Origin of the sequence: Pseudoalteromonas sp. SR45-6, from assembly GCF_014163545.1 — a bacterium.
Taxonomy (GTDB): domain Bacteria; phylum Pseudomonadota; class Gammaproteobacteria; order Enterobacterales; family Alteromonadaceae; genus Pseudoalteromonas; species Pseudoalteromonas rhizosphaerae.
On sequence record NZ_JACJDM010000035.1, the window covers coordinates 22,159 to 35,222 of the forward strand.

13 protein-coding genes are annotated in these 13,064 nt (G+C 40.3%); 2 read left to right on the forward strand and 11 right to left on the reverse strand.

All coding sequences use genetic code 11. From position 1 onward, the window contains the following. Positions 1-48: 48 nt before the first annotated feature. The 6 genes from H5158_RS14795 to H5158_RS14820 form a co-directional block, all read right to left on the reverse strand. Positions 49-2,085, reverse strand: coding sequence for an FUSC family protein (locus H5158_RS14795; protein ID WP_182740333.1), 2,037 nt, complete (start codon positions 2,083-2,085; stop codon positions 49-51). A 9-nt stretch (positions 2,086-2,094) separates the two neighbouring features. Next, positions 2,095-2,955: an HlyD family secretion protein gene (locus H5158_RS14800; RefSeq protein WP_182740334.1), complete on the reverse strand. Its 861-nt coding sequence runs from the start codon at positions 2,953-2,955 to the stop codon at positions 2,095-2,097. A gap of 5 nt (positions 2,956-2,960) precedes the next feature. After that, positions 2,961-3,164, reverse strand: coding sequence for a DUF1656 domain-containing protein (locus tag H5158_RS14805; protein WP_149980705.1), 204 nt, complete (start codon positions 3,162-3,164; stop codon positions 2,961-2,963). Between the two features lie 277 nt (positions 3,165-3,441). Next, positions 3,442-4,365 carry an agmatinase gene (gene speB / locus H5158_RS14810; protein ID WP_182740335.1) on the reverse strand — a complete coding sequence of 308 codons (924 nt, stop codon included), beginning with the start codon at positions 4,363-4,365 and terminating at the stop codon, positions 3,442-3,444. A gap of 1 nt (position 4,366) precedes the next feature. Beyond that, positions 4,367-6,280, reverse strand: a complete 1,914-nt coding sequence (gene speA / locus H5158_RS14815; RefSeq protein WP_145240667.1) for a biosynthetic arginine decarboxylase — start codon at positions 6,278-6,280, stop codon at positions 4,367-4,369. A 351-nt stretch (positions 6,281-6,631) separates the two neighbouring features. Further along, positions 6,632-7,099, reverse strand: coding sequence for a GNAT family N-acetyltransferase (locus H5158_RS14820; protein WP_182740336.1), 468 nt, complete (start codon positions 7,097-7,099; stop codon positions 6,632-6,634). A 297-nt stretch (positions 7,100-7,396) separates the two neighbouring features. On the opposite strand from H5158_RS14820, the gene H5158_RS14825 reads away from it, so the two are divergent. After that, positions 7,397-8,788 carry a hypothetical protein gene (locus tag H5158_RS14825; protein WP_182740337.1) on the forward strand — a complete coding sequence of 464 codons (1,392 nt, stop codon included), beginning with the start codon at positions 7,397-7,399 and terminating at the stop codon, positions 8,786-8,788. On the opposite strand, the gene H5158_RS14830 is transcribed toward H5158_RS14825, so the two are convergent. Both H5158_RS14830 and H5158_RS14835 read right to left on the reverse strand, forming a co-directional pair. Further along, positions 8,779-9,399 carry a sulfotransferase gene (locus H5158_RS14830; RefSeq protein WP_182740338.1) on the reverse strand — a complete coding sequence of 207 codons (621 nt, stop codon included), beginning with the start codon at positions 9,397-9,399 and terminating at the stop codon, positions 8,779-8,781. The genes H5158_RS14825 and H5158_RS14830 overlap by 10 nt on opposite strands. A gap of 102 nt (positions 9,400-9,501) precedes the next feature. Beyond that, positions 9,502-9,975, reverse strand: coding sequence for a nuclear transport factor 2 family protein (locus tag H5158_RS14835; RefSeq protein ID WP_259398179.1), 474 nt, complete (start codon positions 9,973-9,975; stop codon positions 9,502-9,504). A gap of 275 nt (positions 9,976-10,250) precedes the next feature. On the opposite strand from H5158_RS14835, the gene cysZ reads away from it, so the two are divergent. Continuing rightward, positions 10,251-10,961 (forward strand): sulfate transporter CysZ, encoded by a 711-nt coding sequence (gene cysZ, locus H5158_RS14840; protein ID WP_220491324.1) that lies wholly within the window; start codon positions 10,251-10,253, stop codon positions 10,959-10,961. A 58-nt stretch (positions 10,962-11,019) separates the two neighbouring features. Here cysZ and H5158_RS14845 read toward each other — a convergent pair whose 3' ends face one another. The 3 genes from H5158_RS14845 to H5158_RS14855 form a co-directional block, all read right to left on the reverse strand. After that, entirely contained in the window at positions 11,020-11,373 is a 354-nt protein-coding gene (locus H5158_RS14845) for a YkgJ family cysteine cluster protein (RefSeq protein ID WP_145240659.1), read from the reverse strand. A gap of 176 nt (positions 11,374-11,549) precedes the next feature. Next, positions 11,550-12,635: a 23S rRNA (cytidine(2498)-2'-O)-methyltransferase RlmM gene (gene rlmM / locus H5158_RS14850; RefSeq protein WP_182740340.1), complete on the reverse strand. Its 1,086-nt coding sequence runs from the start codon at positions 12,633-12,635 to the stop codon at positions 11,550-11,552. 38 nt (positions 12,636-12,673) lie between these two features. After that, on the reverse strand, positions 12,674-13,042 hold the full coding sequence (locus H5158_RS14855) for a DUF423 domain-containing protein (RefSeq protein WP_179959144.1): 369 nt from the start codon (positions 13,040-13,042) through the stop codon (positions 12,674-12,676). Between the last annotated feature and the right edge of the window lie 22 nt (positions 13,043-13,064).

A 13,064-nucleotide genomic window follows, 5' to 3' on the forward strand; every position in this document is an offset into this window, starting at 1 on the left:
TATAGCAGATTTAACATCGAGTTCTGAACTTGAAAAAACCTCACAGGATCAATTAATGCTGTTTGCGCTGCGTTCAAAAGTCATATTAATACGGATAAACATACCTTTAATGGCTTCAAGCTGATATGTATCACTCACATGTATCATCAGTTCGTTGTAAAGCTCATCACAAGCCATTGTAAACGTATCATCGCACTGGCCTTTTGTAGCCAGCAAAAAGGCTCTAGCCAGTGAGCTTTGCCACCGTTGTAAATATTTAAGCTGATTATCACCCACTGCCTGTTGGCAAATTGAGTGTAAACGCACCGACGCATGACCTAGATTAAGCCCAGTTAAAGCAAGATCGGTAATAGCACGTGATTCTGAGCCTTGATCATAATTGGTTAAACGCAGTAACCGATCAGCCATACGTCGGTTATACCAAAGAGCGGGTGAGCTATGTTGATGAATTTCTGATAAATCTTTATAGGTTGCTTTAAACACGCGATGCACTAACAACTGCACACTCGGACCTGTAAATAGTTGGAAAATCCAAAATAAAATACATACTCCAAGAAAAATAGCCAAAGCTGAGCTGAGCGTATAATTGATTGAAAACGCAAGGCTCATGTCAGTACTGGGCTTAACTAAAATCGTAAATGGAATACAGAACCCTAGCCCGTAAGGTAACGTTTGCTGATCGCCTAGTAGCAATAAGCCAATAAAATATGGCCCAGCTAACACCAACAATAATATTTCAAGTTGCCCACCACTTTGTGATAATAAGTTTAAAGCATAAAAAATAGCCACAAACGAGGCTACCACAACACCAACTAACAATCGCTTCATAACTATTTGTAAAATTGCCAGCGGGATACGGGCCAACATAATCGAAAAAATAACGGGTAAAATCATGATCAATAATGCAGCGGATGATCCAGTATTAACCCAAATAAATGCCCCGATTGAAAATACCAAGCTGGTTCGAAAACCAACAATAATACCTGCTAATGGATCTCGGTATGTCAACATGCTCGGAGCATTAAGCAGTGTTTTATCTCGTTGCTCTAATGCTTTATATGCCCGCAATAAAATTGTTAATTCATTCGCGATATCTAAACTGACATTTAAAATATGTGATTCAAATGGCAGCTCACAGGTTTGTTGCGCCCGGTGATCAGTTAATGCGCGCCGCAACTGTTTTACTTCTTTAGCACAGTATTCAAAACAGTCTGATTTTTCTATTAGCGTAAACATATCTTTTAATTGCTTGATTAACTGAGTAATCTTTGGTGTGATTTGCTCAGGATGATTACGCTGTAAGCGCCCCATTATTTGTACTAAGGCAAGAAGAGATAAAACTTTTTGTGCGATTTGATTGGCAGCCCGTGAACGCCCTGGACCTTTTGGCCCTTCGTAGCGAACTGCACTTGAGTCTTCACTAATACTGCCAAGCGTTGCCATTATGCGATCTATTTGCTGATGACGGTTTTCAGAAGAGCCCGCTTTATCAAGCTCAGTTACCAAATAATGTAACGTTTGATTAATGACAGACTTTGCCTGCGTTTGTAAGAGCTGCTTGACCTTAACAGGCCATAATAGATGGCTCACTAACCCTGCGCATACCGAACCGACTATAATTTCACTTACTCGTGATTGCGCCACCGCGAAGATACTTTCACTACTGACCGTTGCTGGGTTTACCATCACTAACAAAATAATGATAGCAGCCGTTACGCCGGCCATAGCAAATGCGTAAACAAAATTTGCTTGGCGCACCATAGCTGACAATGCAGAGTTTAAACCGAGCCAAAAAGCCAATCCACCCAGCGCTAAATAAGGGTAAGCACTGAGCTGAGTGAGTACTAAAATACCAAATAGGCCACCCACCAAAGTGCCTACAATCTGACAAAGCGCTTTTTCAATAACGAGACCACTTTCAGGGCGGATCTGTAAAAACACCGCAGAAACAAGTGCCCAATAAGGTCGATCTAGATTTAAATAAATGGCAATTGTCAACGACATTGCCATGGCAATCACCCCTTTTAATGCAAACTTGATAGCCTGTTCTTTGGGGCATAGAAGATTATTTAAAACAAGATGCAAAACTAATACCTATTCCGTAGCAAGGTGAATAGTCGCTGTCATACCTGCGCTTAGCTGGATCCCTTCTGGCAAAGCATCTAGCTTAATATCAACCGGAATACGCTGCGATAAACGTACCCAATTAAATGTCTGCTGCACTTGAGGTAAAAGTTGGTTATTACTTTGCGTATTGATATTCGCGATTGCTTTACCAATACTCACTACCTGACCGGTTAATGGCTTTGTATCGCTCAGTAATTCTATTGTCGCTTTTTGATTGGTGTGGATCAGTGGGATTTTGGTTTCCTCAAAATAGCCTGTTACATAAAATGAATCTGATTGAACAATAGCGAACACAGGCATGCCCTGTGCAACATAATTGCCTTGGCGTAGATTTAAATTAATAATTGGCCCGGCAACTGGAGCCGTAACTTGCGTGCGAGATAAATTTAATTGCGCCACCGTTTGATCCGCTTTCGCTAAGTCGTAATTTGCTTTGGCAATTTCAGTACTAATGCGGGTCGCTTCTAAGCTTTCCTCACTGATAGCTTGTTGAGTATTTAATGCTTTACGTCGTTCATACTTATGTTTAGCCAGTTCCCAGCTATATAAACTATTGTTAGTATTTGCTTTACTTTTATCATAAGCCGCCTGATAACGTTGTTGGTCAACACTAAAAAGCAGTTCACCTTTTGCAACTTGCTGCCCATCTTTGACATTTAATTTTGTTACCCAGCCTGATACATCTGGCACAATAGTAACAATATCAGCTCGAATGCGACCATCGCGTGTCCAAGGTGTGTGCATATAATCAGTCCATACCCAACGGCCTGCAAAAATAGCCGCGATAATAACGACGATAGTAAGCATAATACGTAAATATCTAACCATTCTATTTATCTTCCACTTAATAAAAAGACACTCAAGGCGAGAAAACACATAAATAAAGACACTTCAAACCAGGCCACTTTCCAGATGCGATCATGCCAATCCAAACGATGTAAAATAAAGCGAGTCAAAGCGGTTAAAATAAATGCCATTGGGAAATAAATCACTAACGGGCTAAATTCTAAGCCGCCAATAACTACAGCGTGGTGCATAATCAATCCCCTGTTATATGTACTTTGACAACAAACTAAAAAGCATCACAAGTAAAATTTTTGCGACAGTGTCTATCAATATAGTAGCAGCTAATTATCACATTATCTTACTTAACATGCTGTTAATAGCGGTAATCGTTACACCATACTCAGCAAATTAATCAGTCGCGTTATATTATAAATTAAGCTTTAAGCAAAATATTGAGGATAATAAGGATCTGGTAAATAAAAAACGTGCCTAGAGCACGTTTTGAGGGATTACTACTGGAGCTATTGCTCAGTATTTATTTTTATAGGTCCACAAATGCAGTAGCTCACTGGCAATGGTGGCTGCGGCAATCGCAGTAAGTTCACTTTGGTCGTACGAAGGTGATACTTCAACAACATCCATACCAATCATATTAATGCCTTTAAGGGCACGTAATATCTTAAGTACTTTATCTGATGTTAATCCACCACATACCGGTGTTCCAGTACCTGGGGCAAACGCCGGATCTAAGCAATCAATGTCAAAAGTGATATACACAGGTAAATCACCTACTCTCGCTTTAATCTGCTCAGCAATCGTTTGCGCCGATAAATCATTGGCCGCCATCGCATCAATCACTGCAAACTCGTGTTTGCTTTGATCAAAATCAGTACGAATACCAATTTGGATACTATGATCAACATCAATCAGCCCTTCCATCGGCGCATGGTAAAACATGGTGCCGTGGTCGTAGCGTGAGCCATTGCTATAAGTATCAGTATGGGCATCAAAATGCACCAACGCCATTTTACCAAAGCGCTTAGCGTGCGCACGTAACAACGGTAAAGTTACAAAGTGATCGCCCCCTAAACCTAAAATTGCTTTACCTTGGCTTAAAATACCCGCAGCAGCTTGTTCAAGCTTAGCGGTAAAGTATTCAGCGTCACCGACAGGGTAAGTAAAGTCTCCAGCATCAGCCAGTTTTAGGCGTTCGAACAATTTGAACGTCCATGGGTATTTTGTTTCTTCCCATGCTAAATGCACTGATGCACGACGAATCGCATCAGGGCCTAAACGAGCACCTGGACGTCCTGAGGTTGCCATATCAAATGGCAAACCTAACACCACAACATCAGCATTGATGTCAGTAATATTTTGTACCATTGGCTGACGTAAGAACGTCATGCCATTGGAATACAATGAGTGATCTGGATGATCAAACAAAGTGGTCATATTAAAGCTCTTCTAAATAAGTATAACCGTCTAAACCTGCTTGCAATTCATCAAGTACACTTTGCTGCTCGTCTGCTGGTAATTTTGCAGCCACCAGCTGTGCGTACGATGATTGAAAACCTTCTACATCAAGGTGAACATAGCGCATCATGTCAGCTACAGTGTCACCTTGGTTTATTTCTACAATACTTGCATCGCCTTGCTCATCCATGTGTACCATTGCACTGTGGGTGTCGCCAAATAGGTTATGCATGTCACCTAAAATTTCTTGGTATGCACCCACTAGGAAAAAGCCCATTAAATAGGGTTTTTCAGCACTAAATGCCGGCACTGGTAAGGTGCTCTCAATGCCTTGCCCATCTACATAGTGATCTAGTGCACCGTCAGAGTCACAGGTAATATCTAACAATACTGCGCGTCTTTGTGGTGCCTCAGTTAAGCCACTTAATGGCAATACCGGAAACACTTGGTCGATCCCCCACGCATCAGGCAATGACTGAAACAATGAGAAATTAACAAAAAACTTATCCGCCAAACGGGCATTAAGTTCATCTATTATCGGGCGATGAAAACGGTTTTTGTTATCCATGTGTTTATTAAGCTCATAACACACACGTAAATTTATTTGCTCAGCCCAGGCGCGTTGAGTTAAATCTAATAATCCCATCGCAAACTGGTTATGTGCTTCAGCTAAATCACCTTGGCTATCATGATATATCTCAATTAATGCACGGTCGTCTGTCAGCACATGAAGTTGCTGCCACGACAGCCACATGTTATTAAGCAATAATGGCGCGTCATCTGCTGGCGCTTGAATTTCTTCAGGCTCATAACTTTCAGTGCCAATCACATTAGAGATAAGCACTGCATGATGCGCTGTTAATGCACGCCCAGACTCAGAAATAATAGTCGGGAATGGTTGCTCGTACTGCTTACAAATATCACCAATGGTGTAGACAATATTATTTGCATACTCAGCTAAGCTATAGTTCATCGAGTTGTGAGACTGGCTCCGTGTGCCGTCGTAATCAACCGCTAAACCGCCACCGACATCTAAACATTCAATTTGTGCACCGAGTTTGCGTAGTTCACAATAAAAACGCGCCGCTTCGCTAACACCTAAACGCACATCGCGAATATTCGCCATTTGCGAGCCTAAGTGAAAATGCACCAACTGAACTAAATCAAGTTGATCAGTCTCTTTTAAACGATTAACAACATGTAATACTTGTGAAGCGGATAAACCAAATTTTGATTTTTCACCGCCGCTAGCTTGCCATTTTCCTTTACCCTGCGACGCTAAGCGCACGCGAATACCAATACGCGGTTTTACGTTCAGCTCTTTAGCTTGGCTTAGTACCATGTCCAGCTCAGACAGTTTCTCAAGTACGATGTACACTTTATGGCCTAACTTTTCGCCAATTAATGCTAAGCGCACATATTCTTTGTCTTTGTAGCCATTACAGACAATCACTGCACTGGTTTTTTCAGCTAATGCCAATACTGTTAATAGCTCAGGCTTGCTGCCCGCCTCTAAACCAAGTTGTTTCTTTTCTACGTTCGCTTGGCTTGCCACAATTTCTTCGACCACTTCGCGCTGTTGGTTTACTTTAATTGGATAAACAAGCAAGTAATCTTTTGGATAACCATAGCTTTCAATCGCAGTATTAAATGCAGCACATAAGCTGTGCACGCGGTGATGCAAAATTTGTGGAAAACGAACCAACGCAGGTAAACTCAAGCCTTTATCTTCAAGTTGTTTTGCAATATCAATAAGTGCGATGGTTTGCTCTGGGGCATCAGCCTTGGGCGCAACATACACATCACCTTGATCATTAATACCAAAAAAACCTTGGCTCCAATGACGAACATTGTAACTCGTGCGAGCTTGTTCTAGTGATGTTGTCTCTTTCATTTATCTTTCTCTTTTATTTGATGAATGCCTTGCGGCTGTTGCGCGCATTAAAGGAAAAATAGCTTATCAAGTCCAACAAGTATTTTTGCTCGTAACGAGTGAGTTTTAGTGTCGATAACAACGGCCCTTTTATTTGTTGGGCACTGGAGTATTTAGTATAAAAAATAGAAGGCTGAAAAGGGAATATATATAAAAAAGTTAGCCGAAAACGTGACTCTCAATGATAAAAGTGGCGCTGACCAAGGCCATTTACGACTTATATCCGTTTATAAGCCGTAGTTGTGTAGGAGATTAAATCGATGAAGTAATCAAAAACTAAAACACAAAGCGTAGCCAGTTTCTAGCCACTAATTAGCCTTCTTGACTGAGCCCTAACTCCATAAACAAGCTATGTGGATTATCGGTATAATTACCAAAACTTGTACAGCGTTGAAAACCTAAATTTTCATACAGACTAATCGATTCAGCCTGTTTCGGGCCTGTTTCTAACCGGATCAAAGGGATCTCTTCTTCGCCAGCATGATGCAATAAAATTTGCATTATACGCCGAGACAAGCCTTTACCACGATGACTTGGTTTGACATACAGACGGCGAATTTCACCATAAGGTACTGTGTCAAACTGTCTGACAATCGCACCACATGCAACAATACCCTCCTCGCTTTTTAAGCCAATGGCGTAAACATTAGCTTGACCAAGCTCACTCACCGACAGCGATTGTGCCGTGGCTACTGGGTACAGAGAATTTATAAGCCTATCGATATCAGAAAAAACATTAATCACATCCGGATCATCAGGGGTTAAGTCGACTAACTGCATAAAAGCTCTAATTATATTTATTGTTTGATAACAAACTATACCGAATTGTTGCAAATGAACAACCCAGAACTTTGGATTTTTCATTTATTTGCTATCTTATTAGTCACAACTTTGTCGTATGTCAAAATAACAACACTTAGCTATTTTCTAAAAAGTAGCAAGCACGTCAAAATAATAGTTTGCTGTGGTGTTAAACGTTAGCGCCTTTTATAAAGTACGGGTTAAAAAATAGATTAACGACTAAAGTTTTAACGCCCTGCGTCGATAAATAACTAAGTTAACGTTAAAGGAATAACAATGAAACTCCCCAATCTTGGTCAAGCGCAGCAAATAGCTTTGCAAACGGTGTCGGCCAATCGCGCCACGGAGTTTAAAGCCGCCGCTTCTCTTGTCGAACCACACGATCACTTTTCAACGCTCGAAGACGCAGCAAGTACGCCCCTTTATGATCCATTTAAAGGCCGCAAACTTAATCAAGATTACACCCCCTCTTCTTATATTGGTATGAACCGTTATAGAGTCACCTCTAGCACCACCATTAACATAGGTGAACCGATTAAAGAGCCGACCTATCGCTATGGTGACTTTACAGATCCCGATGATATAAATGCTTTTTTAGATCAAGTAGACCGGCTTGAAGGTGAACATAAATTTATGTTCCAACACCTAAAACCAACACAAGAACTACTTGATTTGGTGCAAAAAATGAGTGATGAAGAGCTTGCTGTATTTAGTCAATTTGTTGTTACAACATCTAGCTATCACTTTGGCACAGAAAACAACAACAACAGTGCACAGTTAATTTCATCTTTAAGCAAACTGTCAGATGATGCCTTGAGCAGTACCCTTGCAACAATGGATAAATTATTACAACAAGGGAATGATTATAAGAAGCCGGTGTCACTATTAGGTGAAAATGAGCATGGTAATGAAAGAGTCGAAATGATCAGTATGCCTGAAGCCATAAACTGGTTTAAATCAAACTATAAGGCTAACAGTGCAAAATATGAATTGGCAAATGACTACACCAATTTATTAATAGAAAAAAACCTCAGCGAAGATCAACTTATGCAGTTAAATGACCACTTATCTGACAGTACGCTTACACAAAGCAGTGGTATCATCGACATGATGAGCTTAGTTAAAAACCATCAAACGGATGATGTATTGGCAATGCTCAATGAAGTTGATAAAGACCAAGAACCTAACTTATTTAGTTACCTTGCACAGCAAACTAATTATCAAGCCAATAAGCAGTATTACCAAATGGATAATGGTAAGTTTGTTGCACAGCAAGATAATATTAGCTCTGACTCTAATAGACGTGAGCTTTATAACAATATCCTAAACGCCTATAACGACATTGGCATGGGCTGGATAAACGATGCGCTAGAGCAATTCACAGGGAGTCCCGCACAGATCCAAAACGAATTATGGCAAACACTACTTGATGATAAAGAAAAAATGCCCGAGCAGTTTACTCGCTCAGATTCAGTTGAGGCATGGGCAATAAATAATATTGCTCGGATAGAAGGCGCATTCCACGTAACACAAATGAATAAAATTTATGATTATAATAGCGAGCGACTAGTTCCTGAATTAATCGGTGATCTTACCTTTTACAGCAGTGGCAACATTCGTAGTTCAGTAGATAGTGAAGAGCCACAATCAGCTGAAAATCAACCGTAATTAAAGAACTTACGGTGCTCTGCTCCTGCTAAGTTGGCATTCACCTTATTAGGGTGTTTATACTCACGCCAGTTTGCCACATTACGGCCAACATTTAATTTCGCAAAGTCAGTATCGCCCTCTGGCGACATTCCCAAAAACTGTTTTAGCTTCAACAGGCCGCCAGGTTCGCTCACATCTAGCGATAAGAAATCATCACGATCTTTAAAATACTTAAATACCGCCTGCTGATGTTTAGTATAACAAGCAGCCAAATCGCGCTCACTCAACGGGTAAATAGAGGGAAACGTTTGATGAAAGCTGCGCTTTAGAACCGGGCTAAAGTGCCCTGTTTTAAGATCAAGATGTGGCGCCATTTTTTCAAGCAGCATCGTGATGGATGGCAACCATGCTTTTAGGTCTCGGTTTAAATAAATAAACTTAGCACCAGGAAATAACCCGTCTAAATGCATATAGTCACTAAAACACGGTGCGTCAGATATAGCATCAGCTATTTCAAACGCTTTTTTAGTAAACGCGGTATGCGCAACCAACAAGCCCATTTCTAACAACGCAACACTGATGCTCGTGGTGCCGGTTCGAGGCAGACCGATAATAAATATCTTAGACATCTAACGTCACTCATTTTTAAAAGGCTGCTAGTATATACCTAAATGACAGCATCACCCACAGAGCAACAACATAGTTAAGCGGTAGTTTAACCGCAAGCTCCCTTATTTATTATCCATATTACTACGGTGCCCATAACTCAATACTCGAGTAATTTCTAATTTGTCGCCTAAGTCATGCCAAAGCATCACAAAATCAGCTTTACCGTCACATTTATTGCCGCCATTTTGACAGAATATGTGAGTTCCTTTGGTCATCACACCAAAATCTTTAATGGTAAACACTTCAAACGTGCCGCTGACCAACTCCCGCGTATACTTGCCACATGCATATTGTTTAGTATTAGCTATCATGGAATTGCGATCCCAGGTAACTCCACCGTTATCATGATAAAACTCAACACCTTCTGCGAAGTAGCTAGCGTGCTTAGCAAGTTGTACTGGGTTATTACAATGATTAAAAGAATCAAAAAGTGCTGTATCTAAACGCATCATTTTACTTTGCAAATCAGTAACATCAGCCTGACTTACCAGCGGCATTAGTAACAATGCAAACAGATATAACTTTTTCATAGTCATTTAAAGCTTCCTGCGTAATAAACGAGCCGATAACATCTCTCGTTTAATTTATTATTGTTGATATATAAACCATATCCCAGTGTTTGTTGCGATTCAATCAGTAACTCCGATTTTTCTATCAATATAAAGATAATGCTTTTTAGACCATACACTCTATTGCTCATTAGATATTAAACACTTTGTTACGCAAAAATACTGTTCAAAATATCTGAGCAATTTATACTGAGGGCAATGTCGATATGATCAGAGGTTTTAGCGTGCAGTTTACACAAGGTATGGAATATTTTTTTTCGGGCTTCAAATTAATTACCCAAAAAGGCTTGAAGCGATTTGTATTTATTCCTTTATTAATCAATATCGTGCTTTTTGGTAGCTCATTATTCTTTTTATATGGCTGGCTTACCGATGGGTTTGCTTATTTAAATGATCTATTACCAACGTGGTTAAGTTGGCTGGAGTGGCTGATGTGGCCTATTGCAGTATTAGTGATTTTATTTAGCTACAGTATGCTGTTTTCGGTGATCACTAATTTCATCGCCGCGCCCTTTAACGGCTTACTCAGTGAAAAAGTAGAGCTGTATTTAACAGGTCAAAAAATTAATGATGATGGCTTAGCGGATATAGTGAAAGATGTGCCACGAATGCTTGGCCGTGAGTGGACTAAGTTGTGCTATTACCTACCACGTGCCATTGGCTTTTTTATCTTACTGTGGATATTGCCTGTTATCGGCCAAGTGTTATGGGTGATGTTTACCTGTTGGATGTATGCCGTGCAATACAAAGATTATCCGTTTGATAATCACAAAATTTGCTTTAAAGAAATGAAAGAAGACTTAAAACAAAAACAAACTCTCTCGTATGGATTCGGCTTAGCCGTATTGTTGCTTACAGCCATTCCTATCGTGAATTTAATTGTTATGCCAGTCGCTGTGTGCGGCGCAACTCGCTTGTGGGTTGATCAATACCGCCCTAAGTATCGCGAATAAAACGCTCAGAGGGGACGACAATATAAGCCATTATTAAGTCCCCTATTTGCAGCACTATTTACACTAAAACTTGCCGTGTATTAGCGATGAAATGATGCACTTCGCGCTCAATTTTAGGATCAACTGGCTGCTCTGGAGCGCGATCATTTGGGCATGGCATCCTTGGAGTTGTGCCAAACAAACGACAAATTAATGGCCGTTCATCATATACAGTGCATCCCTTTGGACCTAAGTGTACACAATTAAATTCATTTAATGCCGCTTCGTGCTCTGCATCGCTTTTTACCGGTAATCGCGACATTTCTTCAGATGATGTTGTCACTGGACCGCAACAATCATGACAACCTTCAACACATTCAAACGATGGAATGTTAGCGCGTAATCGCAAGATTACTTTTTGGTTTTTGTACATTTATATTTACCTTTTATAATGCAGTGCACTCATGCCGCAACTTAACTAATTCTCCATAACCCCTATATTACGCGTTATATGCTGTAACTTGCAATGCTATGTTAGTGCAGACTTACGCCATAACGTAAAAGCACAGCTAATGCTGTGCTTTTATATATCTAAACTTTGCAAGCTTATTAACTATATAGACTTTGTGGCACTTTAGTGACGTTCAGATGTACTGTGATCTCTTCTCTGTCATGATATAAATGCTTAGCTTGTAATTCATAGCTTATACCGTATTTATTAAGCTCTTCTTTGATCATCGTTAAGCACTCATACACACTGTCAAAGCGCTTTTTCATTGGCAGCTTTAAGTTAAAGATAAGTTCTTTCGCGTATGCGTTGACCGCCCAATCAATCATAAGACTGGTTACTTTGGTTGGTTTTTCTACCATATCGCATACTAACCAAGTAATATTTCTTTTCTCAGGGCGGTATTTAAAACCATCAACACGGAAGTGCTTAACTTGACCTGTTTGCATTAAATCATCATTCATTGGGCCGTTATCAATGGCGCTAACAAACATACCGCGACGCACTAGTTGATACGTCCAACCACCTGGGCAGGCACCTAAGTCAACACTGCGCATACCGGCTTGAACCCGCGCTTCACGATCTTTTTCCGCAATAAACACATTAAACGCTTCATCCAGTTTTAAGGTCGAGCGACTCGGTGCATCACTTGGCATTCTTAGTCGTAATATTCCCATAAAAAATGGGGAATTATTATAACTATATGAATGACCGACAAACGCGGTGTTATTAGTTAAAAACATGATGTGCATTACGGGGCGATTGGCTTTAGGTTCGCGTAACACGGTGTTTTGTTTCTCTAAAGCCTTTTTAAGTGGGGTAGAGATTTTTTTGCAGAAAGTTAACAACTCTTTGCCTTCATTGGTATCGGGTGTTTCTACCCGTAGCTCTGAGCAAAGTGGAAAATCGACCGCTGCTTTTACTATTTCGCCAACACGGTCTTCGACGGGCATGTTTTCAAGTAAAGTGCCGGCAAACCACTGACGGGCAAATACCATATTTTTGAAATCAACCTTTTTGATGATTTCATCACTATGCTGCGCTTCAAAACATTCGTAAATAACATAGCCGGTATTTGGCTTTGCTTTTACATACCCAGCAAAACCTTGCTCTGCGGCATGAAATGTTATTTCTGCAGCGGCATCATTTTCAAAACCACTACGGCAGTAAATCACTACACTTGACATAAAAACCCTTTAATTGCTCTTTTGAGCGATATTCTCTATTAAAATTTAAACCGTGCTACTTGCACTAATAAAATAGTCCAACCAATAATAAAACATAAACCACCAACGGGTGTGATGGGGCCAAGCCACTTATAACCGGTGATTGCTAATAAATATAAACTGCCACTAAACAACAAAATACCAGCAATAATAAACCAACCAGCCGATGTGAGATTAATTCCCCATTTTATTAAAATGGCAATCGCAATTAACGCAAGGCCATGCACCATCTGATACTCTGCCGCAGTTTTAAATACGCCAATAGCATATTCAGAAACACGGCTTTTTAAACCATGAGCCGCAAAGGCGCCCAACACCACTGATAGCATGCAAAATAAACTGCCAGTCATTAAAAATAGTTTAATCATGATTTTTTTCCTGCTAAAGATG

What these genes read in the sequence shown, in the direction of transcription:
- H5158_RS14805 (WP_149980705.1), bottom strand. Translation starts at nt 3,164, where the DNA reads ATGCACCACGCTGTAGTTATTGGCGGCTTAGAATTTAGCCCGTTAGTG.
- H5158_RS14830 (WP_182740338.1), bottom strand. Translation starts at nt 9,399, where the DNA reads ATGTCTAAGATATTTATTATCGGTCTGCCTCGAACCGGCACCACGAGC.
- speB (WP_182740335.1), bottom strand. Translation starts at nt 4,365, where the DNA reads ATGACCACTTTGTTTGATCATCCAGATCACTCATTGTATTCCAATGGC.
- rlmM (WP_182740340.1), bottom strand. Translation starts at nt 12,635, where the DNA reads ATGTCAAGTGTAGTGATTTACTGCCGTAGTGGTTTTGAAAATGATGCC.
- H5158_RS14835 (WP_259398179.1), bottom strand. Translation starts at nt 9,975, where the DNA reads ATGACTATGAAAAAGTTATATCTGTTTGCATTGTTACTAATGCCGCTG.
- H5158_RS14845 (WP_145240659.1), bottom strand. Translation starts at nt 11,373, where the DNA reads ATGTACAAAAACCAAAAAGTAATCTTGCGATTACGCGCTAACATTCCA.
- cysZ (WP_220491324.1), top strand. Translation starts at nt 10,251, where the DNA reads ATGGAATATTTTTTTTCGGGCTTCAAATTAATTACCCAAAAAGGCTTG.
- speA (WP_145240667.1), bottom strand. Translation starts at nt 6,280, where the DNA reads ATGAAAGAGACAACATCACTAGAACAAGCTCGCACGAGTTACAATGTT.
- H5158_RS14825 (WP_182740337.1), top strand. Translation starts at nt 7,397, where the DNA reads ATGAAACTCCCCAATCTTGGTCAAGCGCAGCAAATAGCTTTGCAAACG.
- H5158_RS14855 (WP_179959144.1), bottom strand. Translation starts at nt 13,042, where the DNA reads ATGATTAAACTATTTTTAATGACTGGCAGTTTATTTTGCATGCTATCA.
- H5158_RS14800 (WP_182740334.1), bottom strand. Translation starts at nt 2,955, where the DNA reads ATGGTTAGATATTTACGTATTATGCTTACTATCGTCGTTATTATCGCG.
- H5158_RS14820 (WP_182740336.1), bottom strand. Translation starts at nt 7,099, where the DNA reads ATGCAGTTAGTCGACTTAACCCCTGATGATCCGGATGTGATTAATGTT.